The organism is Acetitomaculum ruminis DSM 5522 (genome assembly GCF_900112085.1).
In the GTDB taxonomy this organism is placed as follows: Bacteria; Bacillota; Clostridia; order Lachnospirales; family Lachnospiraceae; genus Acetitomaculum; species Acetitomaculum ruminis.
On sequence record NZ_FOJY01000006.1, the window covers coordinates 146,369 to 167,234 of the forward strand.

The 20,866-nt window shown below is 37.6% G+C and carries 27 protein-coding genes and 4 pseudogenes; all 31 read left to right on the plus strand.

The genetic code is table 11. From position 1 onward, the window contains the following. Nucleotides 1-32: 32 nt before the first annotated feature. Entirely contained in the window at nt 33-1,424 is a 1,392-nt protein-coding gene (rlmD, locus tag BM153_RS05435; RefSeq protein WP_092871546.1) for a 23S rRNA (uracil(1939)-C(5))-methyltransferase RlmD, read from the plus strand. Between the two features lie 49 nt (nt 1,425-1,473). After that, a complete protein-coding gene (locus BM153_RS05440) occupies nt 1,474-1,845 on the plus strand; it encodes a mannose-1-phosphate guanylyltransferase (RefSeq protein ID WP_092871548.1) in 372 nt (123 codons plus the stop codon). 213 nt (nt 1,846-2,058) lie between these two features. Then, nucleotides 2,059-2,370, plus strand: coding sequence for an ORF6N domain-containing protein (locus BM153_RS13935; RefSeq protein WP_242949077.1), 312 nt, complete (start codon nt 2,059-2,061; stop codon nt 2,368-2,370). Between the two features lie 182 nt (nt 2,371-2,552). Next, nucleotides 2,553-2,981, plus strand: a complete 429-nt coding sequence (locus BM153_RS13940; protein ID WP_242949078.1) for a hypothetical protein — start codon at nt 2,553-2,555, stop codon at nt 2,979-2,981. Between the two features lie 30 nt (nt 2,982-3,011). Further along, nucleotides 3,012-4,013: pseudogene (locus BM153_RS14270) on the plus strand (recombinase family protein); the annotation flags it as partial. Between the two features lie 109 nt (nt 4,014-4,122). Then, nucleotides 4,123-4,917 (plus strand): LEM-3-like GIY-YIG domain-containing protein, encoded by a 795-nt coding sequence (locus BM153_RS13675; RefSeq protein ID WP_177205584.1) that lies wholly within the window; start codon nt 4,123-4,125, stop codon nt 4,915-4,917. A 58-nt stretch (nt 4,918-4,975) separates the two neighbouring features. After that, a complete protein-coding gene (locus BM153_RS13480) occupies nt 4,976-5,152 on the plus strand; it encodes a DUF6440 family protein (protein ID WP_143088270.1) in 177 nt (58 codons plus the stop codon). Between the two features lie 60 nt (nt 5,153-5,212). Next, nucleotides 5,213-5,845, plus strand: coding sequence for a GyrI-like domain-containing protein (locus BM153_RS05465; RefSeq protein WP_092871552.1), 633 nt, complete (start codon nt 5,213-5,215; stop codon nt 5,843-5,845). 142 nt (nt 5,846-5,987) lie between these two features. After that, complete coding sequence (locus tag BM153_RS05470; RefSeq protein WP_092871554.1) at nt 5,988-6,503, plus strand: helix-turn-helix domain-containing protein; 516 nt, start codon at nt 5,988-5,990, stop codon at nt 6,501-6,503. A 125-nt stretch (nt 6,504-6,628) separates the two neighbouring features. After that, nucleotides 6,629-7,363, plus strand: a complete 735-nt coding sequence (locus tag BM153_RS05475) for a MerR family transcriptional regulator (RefSeq protein WP_092871556.1) — start codon at nt 6,629-6,631, stop codon at nt 7,361-7,363. A 161-nt stretch (nt 7,364-7,524) separates the two neighbouring features. Next, a pseudogene (locus BM153_RS05480) lies at nt 7,525-7,839 on the plus strand (23S rRNA (uracil-5-)-methyltransferase RumA); the annotation flags it as partial. Next, nucleotides 7,839-7,988: pseudogene (locus BM153_RS05485) on the plus strand (TnpV protein); the annotation flags it as partial. The pseudogenes BM153_RS05480 and BM153_RS05485, both read left to right, overlap by 1 nt. A gap of 132 nt (nt 7,989-8,120) precedes the next feature. Further along, nucleotides 8,121-8,804, plus strand: a complete 684-nt coding sequence (locus tag BM153_RS05490; protein WP_092871558.1) for a response regulator transcription factor — start codon at nt 8,121-8,123, stop codon at nt 8,802-8,804. Beyond that, nucleotides 8,801-9,709, plus strand: a complete 909-nt coding sequence (locus BM153_RS05495) for a sensor histidine kinase (RefSeq protein WP_092871560.1) — start codon at nt 8,801-8,803, stop codon at nt 9,707-9,709. The genes BM153_RS05490 and BM153_RS05495 overlap by 4 nt, the downstream gene beginning before the upstream one ends. Nucleotides 9,710-9,807: 98 nt before the next feature. Then, a complete protein-coding gene (locus tag BM153_RS05500) occupies nt 9,808-10,488 on the plus strand; it encodes an ABC transporter ATP-binding protein (RefSeq protein WP_092871562.1) in 681 nt (226 codons plus the stop codon). Between the two features lie 13 nt (nt 10,489-10,501). Next, on the plus strand, nt 10,502-13,051 hold the full coding sequence (locus tag BM153_RS05505; protein ID WP_092871564.1) for an ABC transporter permease: 2,550 nt from the start codon (nt 10,502-10,504) through the stop codon (nt 13,049-13,051). Nucleotides 13,052-13,073: 22 nt separating this feature from the next. Continuing rightward, a complete protein-coding gene (locus tag BM153_RS05510) occupies nt 13,074-13,379 on the plus strand; it encodes a hypothetical protein (RefSeq protein ID WP_092871566.1) in 306 nt (101 codons plus the stop codon). A 666-nt stretch (nt 13,380-14,045) separates the two neighbouring features. After that, the gene (locus tag BM153_RS05520; protein WP_092871569.1) at nt 14,046-14,279 is read left to right on the plus strand and encodes a hypothetical protein; all 234 of its coding nucleotides are present in this window, start codon (nt 14,046-14,048) and stop codon (nt 14,277-14,279) included. Nucleotides 14,280-14,381: 102 nt separating this feature from the next. After that, a complete protein-coding gene (locus BM153_RS05525; protein ID WP_027113728.1) occupies nt 14,382-14,600 on the plus strand; it encodes a helix-turn-helix domain-containing protein in 219 nt (72 codons plus the stop codon). Continuing rightward, a complete protein-coding gene (locus tag BM153_RS13945; protein ID WP_242949079.1) occupies nt 14,584-14,745 on the plus strand; it encodes a hypothetical protein in 162 nt (53 codons plus the stop codon). Before BM153_RS05525 ends, BM153_RS13945 begins: the two co-directional genes overlap by 17 nt. A gap of 17 nt (nt 14,746-14,762) precedes the next feature. Then, nucleotides 14,763-15,152 (plus strand): hypothetical protein, encoded by a 390-nt coding sequence (locus BM153_RS05530; protein ID WP_242949080.1) that lies wholly within the window; start codon nt 14,763-14,765, stop codon nt 15,150-15,152. 79 nt (nt 15,153-15,231) lie between these two features. Continuing rightward, nucleotides 15,232-15,543: pseudogene (locus tag BM153_RS05535) on the plus strand (recombinase family protein); the annotation flags it as partial. A gap of 330 nt (nt 15,544-15,873) precedes the next feature. After that, complete coding sequence (locus BM153_RS05540; RefSeq protein WP_092871571.1) at nt 15,874-16,119, plus strand: 23S rRNA methyltransferase; 246 nt, start codon at nt 15,874-15,876, stop codon at nt 16,117-16,119. A gap of 151 nt (nt 16,120-16,270) precedes the next feature. Then, entirely contained in the window at nt 16,271-16,837 is a 567-nt protein-coding gene (locus tag BM153_RS05545) for a TetR/AcrR family transcriptional regulator (RefSeq protein ID WP_242949081.1), read from the plus strand. 96 nt (nt 16,838-16,933) lie between these two features. Further along, nucleotides 16,934-17,155: a hypothetical protein gene (locus BM153_RS05550; protein WP_092871575.1), complete on the plus strand. Its 222-nt coding sequence runs from the start codon at nt 16,934-16,936 to the stop codon at nt 17,153-17,155. A gap of 103 nt (nt 17,156-17,258) precedes the next feature. After that, nucleotides 17,259-17,519: a hypothetical protein gene (locus BM153_RS05555; protein ID WP_092871577.1), complete on the plus strand. Its 261-nt coding sequence runs from the start codon at nt 17,259-17,261 to the stop codon at nt 17,517-17,519. A gap of 101 nt (nt 17,520-17,620) precedes the next feature. Then, nucleotides 17,621-17,800, plus strand: a complete 180-nt coding sequence (locus BM153_RS05560; protein ID WP_242949082.1) for a hypothetical protein — start codon at nt 17,621-17,623, stop codon at nt 17,798-17,800. Continuing rightward, on the plus strand, nt 17,797-18,780 hold the full coding sequence (gene rsgA, locus BM153_RS05565) for a ribosome small subunit-dependent GTPase A (RefSeq protein ID WP_092871581.1): 984 nt from the start codon (nt 17,797-17,799) through the stop codon (nt 18,778-18,780). Before BM153_RS05560 ends, rsgA begins: the two co-directional genes overlap by 4 nt. Before the next feature lie 202 nt (nt 18,781-18,982). Next, entirely contained in the window at nt 18,983-19,693 is a 711-nt protein-coding gene (locus BM153_RS05570; protein WP_092871583.1) for a phosphatase PAP2 family protein, read from the plus strand. Then, on the plus strand, nt 19,656-20,267 hold the full coding sequence (locus BM153_RS05575) for a helix-turn-helix domain-containing protein (protein ID WP_092871585.1): 612 nt from the start codon (nt 19,656-19,658) through the stop codon (nt 20,265-20,267). Before BM153_RS05570 ends, BM153_RS05575 begins: the two co-directional genes overlap by 38 nt. A 19-nt stretch (nt 20,268-20,286) precedes the next feature. Further along, a complete protein-coding gene (locus BM153_RS05580) occupies nt 20,287-20,817 on the plus strand; it encodes a GNAT family N-acetyltransferase (RefSeq protein WP_092871587.1) in 531 nt (176 codons plus the stop codon). Nucleotides 20,818-20,866: the final 49 nt, after the last annotated feature.

The window sequence follows — 20,866 nt, forward strand, 5'->3', positions numbered from 1 at the left end:
GATGATTAAATAGTCAGACAGAGGGAAAAAAATTGCAAAAAGACGATTTAATAGAACTTTTAATTGAAGATACAGGAGTTAACGGAGAAGGAATAGGTCATTTTGAAGGAATGACCTTTTTTATTAAGGACAGCTTAGAGGGGGATATTGTAAAAGCCAAGATTATAAAAATGAAAAAAAATTTTGGTTATGGAAGATTAATGGAAATTATTAAACCCTCTCCTTATAGAACACAAGCCAGGTGCCAGGTTTATAAGCAGTGCGGAGGTTGTCAGATACAGGCTCTTTCCTATGAAAGACAGCTGAAATTCAAGCAAAATAAAGTTATTAATAATCTAAAAAGAATCGGCGGCTTTGAGGATATAGTTGTTAATGAAACTATTGGCATGGATAAACCCTGGTATTACAGAAACAAGGCTCAGTTTCCTGTGGGAAAAGATAAAAACGGTAATATTCTTGTGGGATTTTACGCAGGACGAACCCATTCCATTATAGAAAGTGAGCATTGTTATATTGGAAGACCTGAAAACGAAAAAATCGTTGAGGCAGTTAAAGAGTATATGGAAGAAAACAAGGTGCCTTCTTATGATGAAAAAAGCGGTCAGGGGCTTATAAGGCATATACTTGTAAGAGTGGGCTTTAAGACAGATGAGATAATAGTTTGCCTTGTTATAGCAATAGATAAACTTCCAAAACAGGAAAAACTCATAGAAAAATTATCAAAAATAGAAAATCTGGTGGGAATCGACCTAAACATAAATAAAGAAAAAACAAATGTTATTCTTGGAAAAGAAAGCCATACAATCTGGGGAAGGTCTTATATTGTAGACTACATAGGAAATATCAAATATCAGATTTCACCCCAGTCTTTTTATCAGGTAAATCCTGTTCAAACCAAAAAGCTATATGACAAAGCCCTGGAATATGCAGACCTTAAAGGAAATGAAACCGTCTGGGATTTATATTGTGGAATTGGAACCATAACCTTGTTTTTATCCCAAAAGGCAAAAATGGTTTATGGTGTTGAAATAATTCCCAAGGCAGTGGAAAACGCAAAAAACAATGCAAAAATAAACAATATCGAAAATGTAGAGTTTTTTTTGGGAAAAGCCGAAGAGGTACTACCGGATTTTTATAAAAATTCCAACAAAGGTAAAGCCCCGGATACAAAAAATGTTGATGTAATAGTAGTTGACCCTCCAAGAAGCGGTTGCGATGAAAAGCTTTTAGAAACAATTCTTCTTATGGAGCCGGAAAAAGTGATTTATGTCAGCTGCGATAGCGCCACCCTTTCCAGGGATTTAAAATACCTTTGCCAAAGTGGAAAATACAGCGTTCACAAGGTTCAGCCCGTGGACATGTTCCCCCACACGGTGCATGTGGAGGTCGTAGTCTCGATGTCTCGGGTCGGGTCGAGACAATAGAACTATTGTATAGATAACAAATCAAGAGTGAATAATGGAGGATTAACCAGTGGATATTAGATACATTGAATTAAAAACAGGGTTTAACGATAATGGTCCTGCGTGGATCGGAAATATAAAAGAATCGAAATCCGGAAAGACGATTTATTTTAATGACCATGCATTCCAAAAATATCATGGTGTATATAGCAATTATATCGATATAGAAACAAATGATGAATATTGGATTTCAAGAGTAAAAAAGAACGGAGAAGATAGGCACTGGGCTGGAAATGGAAAAATTACAATAGATCGGAAGGTTGTTGATGAGTATTTAGCGATAGTCAATGCGGATAAGCTTGATGATTCAAAGTACATAATTGCTGATATTGAAGATATATTTCCAATTGAAAGAATAAGCAATTATTTGAACGCAGTGTAAGCAATCCCCCGCTTCAAAAGCGTAAGCTTTAAGCGGGGGTATAAGCTTACTAGTGTCAGAAGGGGTTAAAGCCCCTTCTGACAGGTGGCACAAAGTGCCACTGCGTTCATGAGGAAGTAGCGAAGCGGATTCCGAATGTCCGCTTTACTATAGAATACATGAAGTCACAATTTGTGACTTCAAAAAAAGAAAATGCAAAGGAATATAGTGTTTATGAAAAATACAACAGACTTACTCACAGTTGAGTCTATTAGAAACTGTGTATATACGATACGCGGACAACAGGTGATGCTGGACAGTGATTTGTCTGATATTTATGGATATGAGCTTAAAGCTATGAATCAGCAGGTGAAACGAAATATTGAGCGATTCCCGGAAGATTTTATGTTTCAATTGACAAAAGATGAAGTTAAATTGGTGAAGTCACAATTTGTGACTTCACGAGAAAACACATTTTTTCTGGACAAGGTGGAGGTCGTAGAAAATTTCCATATGCCTTTACAGAATAGGGCATTTATATGTTAGCAACGGTTCTAAAGGGTGAATTGGCCACTAAGCAGAGTATTTTTATAATGCGTGCTTTTAAGGAGATGCGTCACTTCATTGCTAATAATGCTCTAATGTTTGAGAAGATTAATGCTATCTAACTGAAGCAGTTGGAATATCAAAAAGATACAGATGAGAAGTTTGGCAGGATATTTGAGTATATGGCAAATCATGAGGAAGAAAATCAGAAGATTTTCTATGATGGTCAGATTTTTGATGCCTTCAGTTTTCTTACAGATATTATCGGACATGCAAAGAAGGAAATTGTTTTAATAGATCGATATATTGATGTGATTACATTAAATATACTTGCTAAGAAAAATTCGGGCGTTGATGTATTTGCATATACGTTGCCCAGTGCAAGAATATCTTCGCAGGATATTAATAATTTCAATGCACAGTATCCTACATTAACAATTAAAAAGACTATAGCTTTTCATGATCGGTTTTTGATTATAGATGGTGTGGAAGGCTATCATATCGGAGCTTCTTTGAAGGATGCAGGAAAGAAGTGTTTTGGGGTGAATAAGATAGAGGGTACGGATGTTGTTAAGGATATTATGAAGAAAGCACAACAGACAGGTACGTAACATAGAAGGGATTGATTAAATTGGGTAAGGATAAAACAAAAGTATATTTATATATATACCCGTGTTTCCACATCTATGCAGATAGATGGCTATTCTTTGGATGCACAGAAATCCAGAATGAAAGCTTTCTGTGAATTTAACGATTACGAAATATCCGGAGAATATGAAGATGCCGGAAAGTCTGGTAAATCAATAGAAGGGCGTGTAGCTTTCAATAATATGATGGAAGACATCAAATCCGGTAAAGATGATATTTCTTTAGTTCTGGTATTTAAGCTTTCCAGATTTGGCAGAAATGCAGCTGATGTTCTTAATTCACTTCAGATTATGTAGGATTTTGGAGTGAATCTGATTTGTATGGAAGATGGAATTGATTCATCAAAAGAAGCAGGAAGGCTTATGATTTCTGTTCTTTCTGCCGTTGCCGAGATTGAGCGTGAAAACATACGTGTACAGACTATGGAAGGCCGTATGCAAAAGGCTAGAGAAGGTAAGTGGAATGGCGGCTTTGCTCCTTATGGATATGCCTTGGTTGATGGAAAGCTTGAAATAAATTAAGAGGAAGCTGTAGTTATCAGAACCATCTTTGACCAGTACGTAAATACAGATATGGGGTCAAACGGAATCGCAAAATATTTGGAAAATCATGGAATACACAAAATAGCCAGACAAAATGGAAAGAATCCACTTTTTGATGCTTCACTTATCCGACGTATTATTCAGAATCCTGTATATTGCGGCAAAATTGCCTATGGCAGGAGAAGAACAGAAAAGGTTCATGGAACAAGAAATGATTATCGCCAAGTCTATAAGGATGATTACCTGCTTGTAGATGGGCTTCATGAGGCTTTAGTATCAGAAGAAGTATGGGAGCAGGCACAGATAAAAGTAGCAGCTCAGGCAAAAAAATATGAAAAGGTAAATTCACCTAAAGGTGAGAAAATACATCTTTTATCAGGTATATTAAGGTGTCCTGTCTGTGGTGCAGGCATGTATGGGAATAAAAGCATTAAGCATAGAAAAGATGGAAGTTGAAGGTATGCCATATCCACAAATGAAAATGATTGATATGGGTTTTTGGCAGGTCGGCTTTGATCTGGATACAAGCAAAGGAATAAAGACTGCACACTAGGAGAAATGGATGGATAGATTTTCAGAGAAGAGCCTTCTTTCACTTGGAGATTATTATGTGTATGGACTCATAGATCCACGCAGTAAGCAAATCTTCTATATTGGAAAAGGCACGAAAAACAGAGTATTTGAACATGAAAAAGAAAGCTTGGGCAGTCCTGATAGTGAGAAGTTGAAACTGAAGACTATTGCAGAAATTAAGGATGCCGGACTTGAAGTTGAAAAGATAATTATAAATTCAAATTTGACTGAAGAAGAGGCATTTGCTGCAGAGGCATCACTGATCAATGTTTTCAACTATGTTAGTGATGCGGGACTGACAAACATTGTTGCCGGACATCATTCAGCAGAGGCTTTATCAGTTGATGAGTATGAAAGAATAAACGGTGCCGTTGAACTTGAGGAAAAGGACATTAGGCACAGAATCCTTGTCATCAAAATAAACAGACTCTACCAGAGAGGTATGGATGAGAAGGTATTATATGATGCTGTTCGTGGTGTTTGGAGAGCATCAAAAGAAAAGGTTAAAACAGTGGAGTATGTTTTCGGTGTTTATAACTCTTTGATTGTGGCCGTTTATAAGCCGTCAGAGTGGTTTGTATGTAAAGAGGCAAAGGACAGACTTCCAAGACAGGATATCGTTCTGACACCGAAAACTGAAAATAGATTATTCTTCGTGGATGAAAGATATGAACAGGGACTTCCCCTTGATGAGAATGAAGAGTTCTATATCGGAAAGTCGATAGCCGGACTTAAGTTAAATCAGTCGGCACAGAATCCGATTACATATCTGAATCCACGTTAGAGCGATAAAATTCAGATTTTCGGAATTAAACAAATATGAATTTGAGGAGGATATTGAAATGGATAACAGGTTTGAATTTATTGAAAAGAAAGGTCTGATGGAAGGCACACGTATCATTGTTGACAAGGAGACGGGAGTCCAGTATTTAATGGCTCACTGGACTAACATTGGTGGTCTTACTGTTCTTGTCGATAAGGACGGAAAACCTTTACTTGACCTAAGATATGCAAAGTAACAAATCCCAGTTTGTAGGGATGATATAAAATTCCTATTTTGCTGTGAAGGAGAAATGAAAATGGCATTTGATTTTAAGAAAGAATATAAAGAGTTCTATATGCCAAAGAACAAACCAGAGATAGTTACTGTTCCAAAGGCAAATTATATTGCGGTAAGAGGAAAAGGTAATCCAAATGAAGAAGGTGGAGCATATCAGCAAGCTATAAGCATTTTATATGCTGTAGCCTACACACTTAAGATGAGTTATAAGACCGATTATAAAATTGACGGGTTCTTTGAATATGTTGTGCCACCACTTGAAGGCTTTTGGTGGCAAGATAATGTTGATGGTGTAGATTATTCCAACAAGGATACTTTTAATTGGGTTTCAGTAATAAGACTTCCAGAGTTCATAACAAAGCATGATTTTGATTGGGCTGTTGAAACGGCAACGAAAAAGAAGAAGTTGGATTGTTCATCTGCAGAATTCCTCACTATTGATGAAGGTTTATGTGTTCAGATTATGCATTTGGGTCCTTTTGATGATGAGCCAGCTACAGTTGAAATTATGAATGCATATCTTGAACAAAATGGGTATGCGAATGATATGAATGATAAGAGACTACATCATGAGATATATCTATCGGATGCGAGAAAAGTTGCTCCAGAAAAATGGAAGACGGTTATTAGACATCCGATTAAGAAAAAATAAAATTCCTATTTTCCGCGCCATGATAGGTATAAGTAGTACTAGACAGATTTGTCTAATAGCATAAATACGGCATTTTCTCGTTTTATGTCGTGTTATAAGTTTGCTCATTAAGTTAGTCTGTTGATGAAAGGAGGAAGTCTTAATGGACCAAAAGAAGATTGGTAAGTTTTTAAAAGAACTTCGTAAAGAAAAAGGAATTACACAGGAAGAATTTGCAGAAATGTTAAATGTATCTGGAAGAACTGTATCTCGTTGGGAAACAGGAACTAATATGCCAGATATAAGTTTGTTAGTTGATATTGCAGAGATTTTTGATGTAAGTATTCCGGAAATTATCAATGGCGAAAGGAAAAGTGAGATTATGGAAAAGGAAGTAAAAGAAACAGTATTATCATTATCTGATTATGCGGAGGCAATTAATAAAAAAATAAGAGGAAGGTTATTGGTGCTTACGGTTATTGCTATCGTGGGGATGATTGCATTTGTTGCCATCGAAAGTACGGGGTTAGATACTCCTGGAAGCATTTATGAAAAAATAGCAAGTGCAGGTCTTGGATTAGATTTTGGGATGTTAATTGTACTTGCGATGTATCTTTCTGGTTTGTTAGGGAGAATTAAAGCTAGGCGTAAAATGAGACGAGAAACAAATGTTAAATGATAGGTTGCACTGTAAATTCATATTTGTCGAGCTACTTAGATGAAAAAATTTTTTGAAAAAAGTATTGACTCCGACGTTACGTAATAGTTTATGCTGAAGTCACCAAGTTAAGGGAGGAAATAATAATGATGACAGTGCATGAAGTGAGTAAGCTTGCCGGAGTGAGTATACGCACTCTACAATATTATGACAAGATTGGTCTTTTACATCCGACGGGATATACCGATGCAGGCTACAGACTGTATGACGATACAGATTTGGAGCGCCTTCAACATATTCTGCTGTTTAAGGAATTGGAGTTTCCTCTGAAAGACATTAAGGCAATTATCAATAGTCCTGGTTTTGATAGAAGTAAAGCTTTAGAACAGCAAATAGAGTTGCTAAGGCTTAAGAAGGAACATATTGAGAACTTGATGAACTTTGCACTTGGAATCAAAATGTTAGGAGTGAAACATATGGATTTTAAGGCTTTTGATAGAAGCAAACTGGACGAATATTCCAGACAGGCAAAGGAATTGTATGGCAATATGCCAGAATACAAGGAGATGGAAGAAAAGCAAAGGAATCGAACTGAAGAGGACGAGCGAATTATAGCAGATAGATTTATGCTTCTGTTTAAAGAAGCTGGCGAGATGAAGAATATGGATCCGGCTTCTGCTGATGCTCAGAATCTTGTAAAGAGAATACAGGACTATATTACAGAAAACTTATATACATGCACAAATAAGATTTTGCGTGGATTAGGGAAAATGTATTCAGGCGGTGGAGACTTTACAACGAATATCGATTCATATGGTGGAGAAGGTACAGCCATCTTCGTAGCAAATGCGATAGAAATTTATTGCGATGATGCAGAGTAAAATTGAAATTTACGCAATAGGCATTTACTGTATTTGCCTATACGAGCAATAAGGCAACTCAATATTGGTATCGGTTCGACATACCCATTTTTAGGCGAAAATAGGTGTTCCACCATTCCCTTGTACAGTAGGCATGAAATGCGTTACTCGTTGGAGAACCGAGCCATGTGGAGACGGTTGTTCTTCTGTCCCAACAAAAATCAGATGACACGATAGAGATCGACTTAGACCTGGACGAGCTGGATGCCACCAGTGCCGAGTTGAAAGCAACCTATCAGGAAATCAAAGATTATGTGCTGAAAGAATTTGACCTGAAGGTTTCAAATTTATATATTTCTCAGGTAAAACGCAAATATGGAATTGAAGTGGGAGAAAACTATAATCTTCCAAAATCAGAAAATGCAAGAATTCCACAATGCCCGAAAGAGAAAGAAGATGCTATCAAGGCTGCCCTGAAATATTTTGCGATGATCTAAGGACATATATTCTGATGCGTCAGATGATGGAGCGGCAGGGCATTACGGAAGAATTGAAAGCTCGTGACCAGATGGAATGGGTCAGATTGGTAAATGGTATTCGTAATATGGCAGAAGAGATTGTGTTAAAAGAATTGATGTATATTTAAAGTGTGGAAAGCTCCTTCGGGAGCTTTTTGCTGTCTATAAGATAAATTCTGTCGGAGGTTTTGATCTAATAATTTGAATTATAAAACTGACAATGATACAATTAGCGTAATTTGTAAGAAAGTAGAGAAAATATGAGTGAAAAGTTACTGATTGTTGAAGATGACAAAAAATTAAATGATGGAATCTGTCTGGCTTTAAAGAATGATGATTATTTCTTTTATCAGTGCCAAACTTTGCAGGAAGCTAGAGAAATCTTGAAAAAGGAAGATATCACATTGGTTTTATTAGATGTGAATTTGCCGGATGGGAATGGGATTAATTTTGTAAGAGAAATAAGGAAAAATAGTCAGGTGCCGATTATTCTGCTTACAGTAAATAACATGGAAGTAGATATTGTAACAGGATTGGAAGCTGGGGCAAATGATTATATTACGAAACCGTTTAGCTTGATGGTTTTGCGTGCAAGAGTGTCTGTACAGCTTAGAAATAAAGAGGCAGCAGCTAAGAATTCTATGGAGCTTGATGGATTTGAGTTCTATTTCGATAAAATGGAATTTTTCAAAGATGGAGAACCTATTGAACTTAGTAAGACAGAACAAAAGCTCCTTAGAGCGCTGTGTGAAAACAGAGGAAAAGTATTGAAACGGGAATATCTGATTGACGAGGTATGGCAGGGAGATACAGAGTTTGTGGATGCCCATGCCTTGACTGTTGCTATCAAACGCCTCAGAGACAAATTAGAAGATGATACGCAGAAGCCTGAATATATCAAGACGGTTTATGGAATTGGTTATACATGGGCGGTGAATGGATGATAGAAACAATTATGTTGATTGTAGTTATATTTGTCCTGAGCGGAGTTTTTTGGTACAGCTTTTTTTATCAGAAAGAAAAAAAGCTTTTGAACCGGCTGCAGCAAATGCTGGATTGTGCAGTAGATGGAGAACTGGAACGGACAGAAGTATCAGAAGAAAAGTATTCTGCTCTTGAAAACAGCATGAAACAATATATAGACAGTAGCTTTCTGGCAGGAAAAAATCAACAGGAACAGAAAGAAGTGATACAAAAACTTATTTCAGATATTGCGCATCAGACACTGACTCCTATTTCAAATCTGAAAATCTATGGAGAAATACTCTCTGAAGTGAGTAATGAAAATCAGGAGGAGATAGCTACCATTTTGGAGCAAACAGATAAATTAGATTTTTTGATACAATCATTGGTCAAATTATCACGGATGGAGAGTGGAATTATCGCAGTACATTCGGAGGATACTACTATTAAGCAGATGCTTGAATCTATACAGCAGCAGTTTAACGTAAAAGTAAGGGAGAAGAATATTACTCTGAGCCTATGTGACACGGATTTGCATGTTCGATGTGATTCAAAATGGACCGTGGAGGCACTCGGAAATATTGTAGACAATGCGATTAAATACACAGCATGTGGGGGAAATGTTCAGATAAAAGTCGAGCAGTATTCTTTTTTTGTAAAGATTGATATCATTGATGATGGCATTGGAATAGAAAAAGAAGAAATACCAAAGATATTTGGAAGGTTTTATCGGAGTCTGTCAGTGGCAGACCAGCCAGGAGTAGGAATTGGCTTATTCCTTGCAAGAGAGATCATTCAGGCACAAAAAGGATATATAAAAGTGACATCAAAGAGAGGAAAGGGTTCTACATTTTCTGTGTTTCTTCCGATAGCAAAGAAGGAATAGTATCAAAACTGTGACATTTCAGAAACCAGATGGAGACATTGTTATGATAAAGTCTGTATTGTAAAAATCAATACAGGCTTTTTTGATGGGAGGATGACATGAATATATTAAAAGCAGTAAATTTACGAAAAATATATGGGCAGGGAGAAACAGAAGTCAGGGCTCTTGATGGTATAAACCTGGAAGTAGAAAAAGGGGAGTTTGTAGCGATTGTTGGAACCTCTGGAAGTGGAAAGTCTACATTGCTTCATATCATTGGTGGTTTGGATAATCCAACATCCGGTCAGGTCATTGTTGACGGACAGAATTTAAGCCATATGACAGATGAAGAGCTTACTATTTTTAGGCGTAGAAATATTGGATTTGTATTTCAACAGTATAATCTGGTTCCGATGCTGAATGTATGGGAAAATATTGTTCTTCCTGTAAAACTGGATGGAAAAAAGATTGAAAAAGGTTATGTAAATGAAATCATAAATACACTGGGCATTCGGACAAAACTGGAAAATCTTCCAAGTGCACTGTCAGGGGGTCAGCAGCAAAGGGTGGCAATCGCAAGAGCATTAGCGGCAAAACCTGCTATTTTGCTGGCAGATGAACCGACAGGCAATCTGGACTCAAAAACGAGTCAGGATGTATTGGGACTTTTAAAAGTCACCAGTAAGCGTTTTCATCAAACGATTGTAATGATTACTCACAATGAGGAGATTGCCCAGATGGCTGACAGGATTTTACAGATTGAAGACGGAAAAATTGTTTCAGACAGTGGTTTGGTATAGTGAGGGCGATTATATGGTAAAAGTAGAGAATAAAGAAACGTTACGATTATTGACGAAACGTTTTATGAAAATGAACCGAGCAAGAAATATTATTGCTGTTATTGCAATCATGTTGACATCACTGTTATTTACAAGCCTCTTTGTGGGGAGCGTATCCATGATACTTTCCAAAAGAGCAACGGAAATTAAGCAATTTATGGATTCATCCCATGCTATTGCGCAGAATTTGTCAGAAGAAGATGCGGAGAGATTGCAAAAAACAATAGAACAAAGTGATGAGGTGGAACGATATGGAACAGGCATTTTTCTGGGAGCAGGAAGAGATAAACATTTTGGCTTTTCAGTAGAAGTTAGATATGCAGATAAAAATATGGCAGAAAGCTTTAATTGTCTGCCAACTACAGGAAGACTGCCAGAGAAGGAAAATGAAGTAGCAGTCAGCAGCTTGGTACTGGAAGCACTGGGAGTTACACCAAAGATTGGGGAAGAAGTCACGCTGACGTGGGAAGTAAATCCAATGCTGAAACAATACAAAACAGATACATTCCAGATATGTGGATTTTGGCAGGGTGATAAGGCTGTTTTAGGTCAGATGGTCTGGGTATCTGAAGCCTATGCTAAGGAGAATTGTTATCCTGTTACACAGAAAGAATTAGAAAAAGGTATCTATAATGGGGGAAAGGAGTATTCTGTCTGGTACAAGAATCTTTGGAATCTGGAAAAGAAAACAGAAAATATATCTAAGACAGCAGGATTTACGAAAGCAGGGACAGGATTGGAGATCAATCCGGCATATAATCTTTTTGAAGAGGATTCATTTTCATTCACTTCCCTTATTGTAATGGTGCTGTTTGTGATATTGGCTGGTTACTTAATTATTTATAATATTTTTAATATATCCGTGAAAACGGATATTAGAGCCTACGGATTATTGAAGAACGTGGGAACAACAGGAAAACAATTGAAAAAAATTGTACGTATGCAGGCGTGGAGATTATCAGCTATTGGTATTCCAATCGGATTGCTTTGTGGTTATCTTGCAGGTCTTTGTATGGCTCCGTCCTTGAATACAGATGCTGCAATTAGTGCACAGGCAGGAAAAACGACTCAGACAGTAGTATCAGCGAATCCTTTGATCTTCCTTGCAGCGATACTTTTAACGCTTTTGACGGTGTATCTCTCTAGTTTGCAGGCTTGTAAAATGGTAGAAAGGGTATCTCCTGTGGAAGCTCTGCGTTTGGCAGAAGGAGAGCAGTCACATAGGAAAATAAAAAAGAATACTTCTGTAACCTGGTGGGGGATGGCAGTTCAAAATGTGTTACGAAATTGGAAAAAGGGATTGATTGTTATGCTTTCTATCGCTCTTTCTATGGTGGTGGTAAACTGTATCGTGATGTTGGTGCAGGGATATGATTTTGATTCTTACAAGAAAGTGTTTTTAGCATCCGATTTTCAACTAGATCAGATGACGGCAAGTTTGTCAAATACGAATTTCAACGGTATTACACCTGAAATTAAAGAGATTCTGGACGAAAGCCCTGATAGTGCTCAAACAGGATATGTGTATTATTCGGAGGAAACCCACAAGATGGAGCCGGAACTTCTGAAAACATGGGAAACATTCGCAGATAAATATGAAAAAAACTGGAACGATGATGAAGAACAGATTTGGGAAGAGGCAAAGGCTTCCAATACAGTAAGTGTTCATTTTCTCGGAATCAGCCAGTCAGTGTTTGACAAATTAGAATGGAGAGGGGAAAAATGCTCTTGGGATACATTTAAAAGCGGAAATTATGTGCTTGTAGATTATGGTGATAAATATGCAGAGCATCCGGTTTCTTATTATCAGACTGGGGATGTTTTTCAAATGGAGTACAAAAATGGAAACCAAAAAGATTACGAAGTCATTGGAGAAGCACTGATGCCATATGCATTGGATTATCCGTATGCAGACCTTATCTATATTACGGTATTAGTTCCAGAAGATGAATATATTACTCAGACGGGAAATGAATCAGCCATGTATGCTGCCATCGATGCAAAGAAAGGAGCGGATAAGCAGATAAAAGAATACCTTGATGAAAATATTTTGAAAGAAAATGATATGATCAATGTGTTTTCTGTATTGGACATGAAAGAGAGCTTTCAGCGGTATGTCAATAAATATTATATGATCGGTAGTTTTCTTGTCGTTATTTTAGCATTTATCGGTATTATGAATTTCTTTAATACAACAGCAACCTCTGTAATCAGCAGGAAAAAGGAACTGGCGCTTTTGGAAGTTGTGGGAATGACGAAAAAACAGATATCGAAAATGCTAGTGGCTGAGGGATTCCTATATTTGGGAGGTGCATTTGTGATTGCAGTATTGCTAGTTGTGTTTGGAGCAAAGCAGATTTTAGCAAATACACTCGGTACAGCATTTTACTTCCAGATGCATCTTACGATAGTGCCATGTGTGCTTATGATTCCAATTTTGGTTGGGATTGCGTATGTGATACCAAAGTATCAGTTTGAAAAGATGAGTCAGGAAAGTGTAGTTGAAAGAATTCGTAAGGAATAATAACAATATATAAATTAGGCGTATGGAGTTGCTGATTCATGCGCCTCTTTTTAAAGGAATTATAATTCTATATCCAAAGACCTGTCCGGAAGAAACAGTTTATCAACTTGGTACAAAGGATGGTTATGAGGATGCAATTTTGAAACCGTCTAGCGGAGCTACAAAAGAAAAAAGAAATATTGCGAAATCTCTTCTTGATGGTGCGGTCAATCTTCTAAAGAGAAAATCGGAAAATATCATGGCAGTTGTCAAGGAGGCGTTGGAAAATCCGCTGATGAAGAAAAAGAGTCATGAGGAAATTGCTGAAGCAGCAAGAATGTCTGTGTGAGAAAGACTTGCCAAGGCAAAAATGGAAGCAGACAAAGAAAATGCATCACATGATCATATTCATAAGAAATATGATAGGGATGAGCGGTGATATTTCTGAAGAAAGTTTTTGTTACAGACTATGGAAAGAAGGTAAAAAATTGATGGATGAATTAAAGAGCTTAAGCAAGGAAAAACAGGAGGAAGTAATGTCAGAGGCGGACAGTCTTGATTATCCTGTTTGGATTTCTTCTTAATCAAAAGGATATATCACTTTTGATAAGGATGCCGTCTGCACTACAAAAGACTTATACCGGGCTTACAGAGATTATGGTGAAGCTAATGTTGTAAAGGTAAGATCGGAGACAGCTTTTTCTAAGGAAGTACGTCAATTGGCATCGAAACTCGGTATTGAATACGTGAAAAACGTTTCTATCGAGGCACGTTCCGCTCGCGGTTATAAAGGCTTATACGTTAATCACACGATGAAAGATAATCCTTTTGTTGGCAGATAGGCGGGAGGGCGGAAGTTTTGAGTTGAAAACATTTTTACAACAACTGAATAATTTTTTTGTAACGGAGTTAAAGTACGTGCCTATGTGCCTAATGTCAGTAAAGACGGGGGACATGGGCTTTTTTATGCCTGCAAAGTGTCTGAAAAAATATGATATTACGAGGGAAGAAGGATATGAAGAAATATTATGATAATCGGGAAGATAACATTGCATTTGAGCGTTGTATTGATGTTATGGCAAGGCTGATGCTCAAATACGGACTTGCATTCCTTAAGAGAATGGAGGATAAAAGAGTAATCTGTGTGATCGATATTGAGAGTGCTGAAGATGAAAAGGAGTTTGTATGCAGCTATGTAATATACAGCAAAGCGGTTGCTGACAGTGATTCAAATGAGTCTGTAGCTTGATATAATATTCTGAAATTACCATTGCAGAGGTACACGTTGTGTAAGAAAGATATATATGTTACAATATTATACAACGTGTATTTTGTTTGAGGGTGATAATTCATGGATAATAAAGCAAAGAAAATAAAAGAACTTCGTGAAAGTACTGGTATGAATAGAAGGGAGTTTTGTGATTATTTTGATATTCCTTATAGAACAGTTACAGAATGGGAACGGGATATGCGCCATGCACCGGATTATGTTGTAAGACTTTTGGAGTATTACATAAGGATGGAGAAACTTATTAAAAAGGATGATGAGCATTATGGAGAAAGAGAATAAAACAAGAAATGTATCTGTAATAAAGGATGCGGACGGAAACAACATTGTCATGATAAATGACATTATTTTTAAGGGAAAGAGAAGCCTAAATTGGGAAGATGCTGAACAATATCTTAAAGATTATGTTGGGAATTTTATTCAATAGCAGAAGATGGAGAAATTGTGTATATAGGGACAAATCTTCCGGGAGAATACTCAGGATCGATTTATACAAAGAAGCTGAAAGGGGCTGTCGCTAAAGCCAAGGCAAACGCTGCGCAGGGGATTCATGAGATGATAGAAATAGCAACCAACGGAGTATTTGAGGAAAACAGAAAGAAAAAGCACGGACGTGATGCAAAAAATGGTTGGTATAGATACGATACTCGTTTTGGTTTATCAGTCTATGGCGATGATGGGGAAATCAGAGGATATAATATATTTCATGCAAGGCTTTTGATCAGACATGCAGGTAGCGGAAAAAAGTATTTGTACGATGTTATGGAAATAAAAAAAGAAACGAGCAAGTCCTGTCAGGCTGATGCCCTACCCGGTGAAAAACCCATTTCTTAATTTTCATCTTAAAGAACTTTGTTGTAATTGTCAACAAAAATTTGGAGGGGTACTATTTTATGAAGACAAAAAAAGCTAAATGTTATATGATATTGAGGATTGCAAGGACGAGGTAAAATACGTCCTTGTTTTCAAATTGTCACGTTTTGGAAGAAATGCTGCCGATATACTTAACTCACTCCAGTTAATGCAGGACTATGGTGTAAATCTTATATGTGTCGAGGACGGAATAGACAGCTCAAAGGAGGCAGGAAAACTTCTGATATCTATTCTGGCTGCTGTTGCAGAGATGGAGCGTGAGAACATCAGGGTTCAGACTATGGCAGGACGTGAACAGAAGGCGCGTGAGGGAAAATGGAATGGCGGCTTTGCTCCATATGGATATAAACTTGAACGCAGTGTAAGCAATCCCCCGCTTCAAAAGCGTAAGCTTTAAGCGGGGGTATAAGCTTACTAGTGTCAGAAGGGGTTAAAACCCCTTCTGACAGGTGGCACAAAGTGCCACTGTGTTCATGAGGAAGTAGCGAAGCGGATTCCGAATGTCCGCTTTACTGCGAGCATTAAATAACAGTGTGTTATATATTTGTTTAGTTAGAGCCAAAATCATGGATAGTTTCCCGTTTACGACTGACATTCATGGTGTTGTCTCCAGACATGTGGAAACGGTATGCTTATTGTCCAAACTTCATGAAGCAAAGCTCATGTCAATGTAAAAGTGGGTATGGATGAGCTTGATCTGACAAGTGGGGAAACTAAGGCCACATACAAGGAAATTGAGGAATGGGTGCAGGAACACTACGGATTTCATGTAACAAACCTAAATATTGCACAGGTTAAGCAGAAGCATGGAATTATAGAAAGAGAGAATTACAATAAGCCTAAATCAGAAAACAGCAGACAGCCGGGAACAACACCAGAGAAAGAGAGAGCTATTACTGAGGCACTAAAGTTTTTTAAGATGATATAAGTTTGAGGACAGGGATTAGAAATCTTTGTCCTTTTTCTATTATTGAAAAAATGATTGGTAAAGTGGTTCGTACAGAAATTATTGTTGACAAAACTAACAGTATTAGTATAATAAAACTAACATTATTAGTTTATGGAGGATGGGAGTAAATATGCCAAGAACAGGATTATCTAAGGAAGAAATAATAGAAAAAGCTGCTACATTAGCAAATGAAAAGGGGTTATCATATTTGAGCGTCACAACGCTTTCTGAATATTTAGGAATCAGAAAACCGTCTCTCTATAATCATGTAAAGTCAATAGATGATTTGCACTATAAGCTTATGATCTATGGTTGGAAGACGGTTTCGGATGAGATAGTTGCAGGAATTGATTCAACCAGTCCAAAAGAAAAACTCAAAAATTATGGCATAGCATTTTACAGATTTTCTATGGAGAATCCGGGTGTATTTGAGGCGATGCTTTGGTATAACAAATACTCTGATGAAACTTTACATGAAGTTACAGAGGGCTTGTATTCATTCTTCTTTGAACAAACAGATAGTCTTGGTATAGATAGAGAGGTGGCAAATCATTTGCTTAGAACTTACAGAGCTTTTCTTGAAGGATTTATCATGCTACAGATCCATAATTCTTTTGGCAATCCGATTTCTATTGATGAAAGCTTCGAGATATCTATGAATGTATTGATATCTGGTATGGAGCAGTATAGGAGATGACTATTGTTAGCTGGGATATGAATATGAGCATGAATATACGGCATATGAGGTGTCGAGCGAGGAAATTGCTGCTTGGCAGAAGTGTTGGAGGAACAAATGAGTAAATATGATTCTCTGTGGAAATGGATACAGAAAAACGGCGATGATAAATTCAGCCTGACTTATGCTGAGATTGAAAAGATTGCCGGACTTCCAATAGATCATTCTTTTTTGACATATAAAAAAGAATTGCCGGAGTATGGCTATAAGGTCGGAAAAATCTCTATGAAAGAACAGAAGATCATGTTTGAGAAAATAGTGGAGACCGAGAACAGATGAAGGAATTAAAAACAGAAAGAATTTACCTGGTATTCTGATCCTGAAGATGATACTTCTTTTATAATAACAAAAACTCTTTGAACAGCCAGGGAAGGATGTAAGTATGAAAAAACTCTATGAGAAAAATGAGATATTATTTGCTGTGATAGGTATTGTTTTATACTGCGTTGTGATGACTACATTAAAAGGAAATTATGGATACCAGAGCATAATTATGCTACTCGGAATTAGCGTATTTGCCATATGTATAAGCCTTTTCGTAAAAGAGAATCATCTTGAGACAAAATGCGGTATCTCTTCATGGCCGGGAAATACAAAAAAAATATTTGTACTTTATTCCTATGTGGATACTGGTAACAGGTAATCTTTGCAGTTTCCTGGGGATTTATCCTTACTATGGTGTTTTATAAGAGTGGGAGTCTTCTTCCATGCATAATAACCCATTCAATGATAGATGCTTTTTCAATGTTTGGGGCTGACAATGCAGTTGTGGACCAGATTTATGTCGTGACTACCATTGTTGTTGCGATTGTTTACTGTATATATCTGGGAAGAATAAAAGAGGATGCCATTAAAAATGAGAACGGTTCTATTCCAGACAGTGGGATCCATACTGATATTGGCGATAAGGGTGGAGACAAATGAATAATACAAATGGAGAACTTTTTAAAGGCAGAATATCTGCGATACACAAGAACAATTATACAATTAGATACGAAGGAAAGGATATCCCTGCCAGACTCAAAGGGAGCTTTTATGACTTAATGACAGATTGGTTTCCTGTAGTGGGTGATTATGTTTCTTTTGAATACAACCCAATCGGAGATTCTTTGATCGTATCAGTGCTTGAGTGTTCTGGCCTTTTGCAGCGCCCTGATCAGGCGAAGACCGGAGTTATGCAGTACATGGTAGCTAACGTGGATTATACCTTTATTGTGACGTCGCTTAATGAAGACTATAGCTATAATCGAATAGCTCGATATGTGAGTGTTGTTCTTCAGGGGCATTCTATTCCGGTGGTGGTTTTGACAAAAGCAGATCTATGTAGTAACTATGGCAGATATATAAGAGAGGTGGAGAGCATATCTGATAAGGTTAGGGCTCATGCAATTTCAGCACTTTATGGGATAGGAGTCGATGAACTACAGGAATATATGAGACCAGGTATTACTATCTGCCTAATGGGATCTTCCGGGTCTGGAAAGTCAACACTTTTAAATGCTTTTGCTGGTGAAGAGATAATGAGAACTTCCAGCGTCAGAGAGTCAGATTCCACAGGGAGACATACCACTACCTACAGACAGCTAATTGAACTTAATAACGGCGTATCCATAATTGACACACCAGGCATGAGAGAAATTGGCATGGCAAATACGCAGCTGGGAATTGATAATACCTTTTCGGATATAGCCAAGTTGGAAAAACAATGTAAATTTAGTGATTGCCAGCATGACACGGAGCCAGGCTGTGCTGTGAAAGCCGCAATAGAAAGTGGTGATCTTTCTGTGGACAGATACATCCTGTACAAGTCACTAAGCTCTGAGAACACAAGGAATTATGCCAAGAAAAAAGAAATATCAAAATGGGCTAAGGCTGCAAAGAAAATAAAAAGAGATAGTTTTTGACATTATAAAGGAATTTCAGCGCGGAGGCGGGTATGGGTGAAATTAATAACCTGCTAATTTGTGACATTGCACAAATCCAGTATCTATGCTGATGACACGAAGCGTATCGCCCATGTGACGGCGGGATTCTTTCTGTTTTTCATATCCTTTGATACTTTGAAATCAGCCGGAAGGAAATTTTTCAAGGAAAGGAATTAGAAAAATGAGAAACAGAAAAACTTGCTTTTTAACAGGAGTCACTTTTATAGCATTGTTTGCATTATTAACCTTGCTTATTATGACAATTGATGTTAGGCCCGTCGGTCAAAATGGAACAAATATTGGATTTGCAACATTCAATACCGGATTTCATGCGTTGACTGGAGCCAACATGACACTGTATACCATCACAGACTGGCTTGGGCTGGTACCTATTTTTATCTGCATGATATTTGGTGGTGTTGGGTTACTTCAGCTGATTAAGAGAAAGAGCCTGTTTAAGGTGGATAAGGATATTATCATTCTCGGAATCTACTACATTATTGTCATCATGGCTTACCTTATATTTGAGATGATACCAGTGGGCTACAGGCCTATACCTATTGAAGGGGTCATGGAGGCATCGTATCCATCTTCTACAACGCTGCTGGTACTTAGTGTGATGCCGACACTGGTGGAACAAGCTGGCAGAAGGCTAAGTGATGATCTGATAAATAAACTGATCACTATTTTTGCAGTATTGTTTTCACTATTTATGGTAATAGGAAGACTTATTTCAGGAGTCCACTGGTTTACTGATATCGTGGGCTCGGTACTTTTAAGCATCGGCTTGTATTATCTGTATAAGGGATGTGTTCTGTCATGCAGAAAAAGAGGCATAAGAGGAGATGGCAGCTATGGAGTTTGGCGAAAAAGTGTTGGAACTGAGAAATAGCAAAGGGATGACCCAGGAGGAACTGGCAGAAGCTTTGTTTGTTTCAAGGACAGCAATCTCAAAATGGGAATCTGGCAGAGGCTATCCAAGCATTGATTCGCTAAAAGAGATATCAAAGTTCTTTTCTGTATCCATAGATGAGCTTCTATCCAGTGAAAAACTGGTGACTATAGCTGAAAAAGAAAACAGGGCAAATATTCGCAAGGTACTGGATTATCTTCTTGGGCTAAATGACCTGCTGGCGTGTGGGCTGATATTCCTTCCGCTTTTCCCGCACCCGATAGAAAAGATGGTTTACGCAGTGAGTCTTATCGAATACAGCGATGTTTCGACTACTATAAAGCTGATTTACTGGATATTGTTTGCATCCCTTGTGGTAATCGGAGCTGTAATAGTGGTTTTAAACCATTTTAAGTGTGAAAAGATAAAGAGGGGAATGATCATCTTATCCATGGGAATCAGCATAGTCACCGTGCTTGTCCTTGCTATTACCAGGGCAGCGTATGCTACATCTGTAGCTTTTATTCTGATGACCATAAAAGGATTATTGCTACTTAAACGAGAAAAGACATAAGTTTATAGGAGATTAAGAAATGAATTCAAATGATTATGCAATACGACTTGAGAGAAAAGATGAATACAGAGAAGTTGAAAACCTTGTAAGGGAGTCCTTCTGGAACGTGTATCGCCCGAGATGCAGTGAGCATTATGTGATTCATGTCCTTAGGGAGGATCCTGCTTTTGTAAAAGAACTTGATTTTGTCATGGAAAAGAATGGGAAACTTATAGGGCAGAACATTTTTATGAAGACGATAATTGAGGTAGATGATGGCAGGACTATCAATGTCCTTACCATGGGACCGATCGGTATCGCTCCTGAATTAAAGAGACAGGGATATGGCAAGGCAATCCTGGACTACTCTCTTGAAAAGGCCACAGATATGGGCTTTGGAGCAGTGCTTTTTGAAGGAAATTTTGGATTCTATGGACACAGCGGCTTTGACTATGCCAGCAAGTTCGGAATCAGATACCATGACCTTCCGGAAGATGCTGATGTTGAGGAGTTTGATAAGAATTTTCGGCCAAAGGAAAAGCTTAAGCTTCCTGGGCAGATTTTTGAGTAAACTATAAGGATGATATTGATTATGAGACAGAGAGTCAGAAAAAAGATGC

Coding starts and splice junctions, on each gene's coding strand:
- BM153_RS13935 (WP_242949077.1), top strand. CDS start 2,059: ATGAAAAATACAACAGACTTACTCACAGTTGAGTCTATTAGAAACTGT.
- BM153_RS13940 (WP_242949078.1), top strand. CDS start 2,553: ATGGCAAATCATGAGGAAGAAAATCAGAAGATTTTCTATGATGGTCAG.
- BM153_RS13675 (WP_177205584.1), top strand. CDS start 4,123: ATGGATAGATTTTCAGAGAAGAGCCTTCTTTCACTTGGAGATTATTAT.
- BM153_RS13480 (WP_143088270.1), top strand. CDS start 4,976: ATGGATAACAGGTTTGAATTTATTGAAAAGAAAGGTCTGATGGAAGGC.
- BM153_RS05465 (WP_092871552.1), top strand. CDS start 5,213: ATGGCATTTGATTTTAAGAAAGAATATAAAGAGTTCTATATGCCAAAG.
- BM153_RS05470 (WP_092871554.1), top strand. CDS start 5,988: ATGGACCAAAAGAAGATTGGTAAGTTTTTAAAAGAACTTCGTAAAGAA.
- BM153_RS05475 (WP_092871556.1), top strand. CDS start 6,629: ATGATGACAGTGCATGAAGTGAGTAAGCTTGCCGGAGTGAGTATACGC.
- BM153_RS05490 (WP_092871558.1), top strand. CDS start 8,121: ATGAGTGAAAAGTTACTGATTGTTGAAGATGACAAAAAATTAAATGAT.
- BM153_RS05495 (WP_092871560.1), top strand. CDS start 8,801: ATGATAGAAACAATTATGTTGATTGTAGTTATATTTGTCCTGAGCGGA.
- BM153_RS05500 (WP_092871562.1), top strand. CDS start 9,808: ATGAATATATTAAAAGCAGTAAATTTACGAAAAATATATGGGCAGGGA.
- BM153_RS05505 (WP_092871564.1), top strand. CDS start 10,502: ATGGTAAAAGTAGAGAATAAAGAAACGTTACGATTATTGACGAAACGT.
- BM153_RS05510 (WP_092871566.1), top strand. CDS start 13,074: ATGGAGTTGCTGATTCATGCGCCTCTTTTTAAAGGAATTATAATTCTA.
- BM153_RS05520 (WP_092871569.1), top strand. CDS start 14,046: ATGAAGAAATATTATGATAATCGGGAAGATAACATTGCATTTGAGCGT.
- BM153_RS05525 (WP_027113728.1), top strand. CDS start 14,382: ATGGATAATAAAGCAAAGAAAATAAAAGAACTTCGTGAAAGTACTGGT.
- BM153_RS13945 (WP_242949079.1), top strand. CDS start 14,584: ATGGAGAAAGAGAATAAAACAAGAAATGTATCTGTAATAAAGGATGCG.
- BM153_RS05540 (WP_092871571.1), top strand. CDS start 15,874: ATGGATGAGCTTGATCTGACAAGTGGGGAAACTAAGGCCACATACAAG.
- BM153_RS05545 (WP_242949081.1), top strand. CDS start 16,271: ATGCCAAGAACAGGATTATCTAAGGAAGAAATAATAGAAAAAGCTGCT.
- BM153_RS05550 (WP_092871575.1), top strand. CDS start 16,934: ATGAGTAAATATGATTCTCTGTGGAAATGGATACAGAAAAACGGCGAT.
- BM153_RS05555 (WP_092871577.1), top strand. CDS start 17,259: ATGAAAAAACTCTATGAGAAAAATGAGATATTATTTGCTGTGATAGGT.
- BM153_RS05560 (WP_242949082.1), top strand. CDS start 17,621: ATGTTTGGGGCTGACAATGCAGTTGTGGACCAGATTTATGTCGTGACT.
- rsgA (WP_092871581.1), top strand. CDS start 17,797: ATGAATAATACAAATGGAGAACTTTTTAAAGGCAGAATATCTGCGATA.
- BM153_RS05570 (WP_092871583.1), top strand. CDS start 18,983: ATGAGAAACAGAAAAACTTGCTTTTTAACAGGAGTCACTTTTATAGCA.
- BM153_RS05575 (WP_092871585.1), top strand. CDS start 19,656: ATGGAGTTTGGCGAAAAAGTGTTGGAACTGAGAAATAGCAAAGGGATG.
- BM153_RS05580 (WP_092871587.1), top strand. CDS start 20,287: ATGAATTCAAATGATTATGCAATACGACTTGAGAGAAAAGATGAATAC.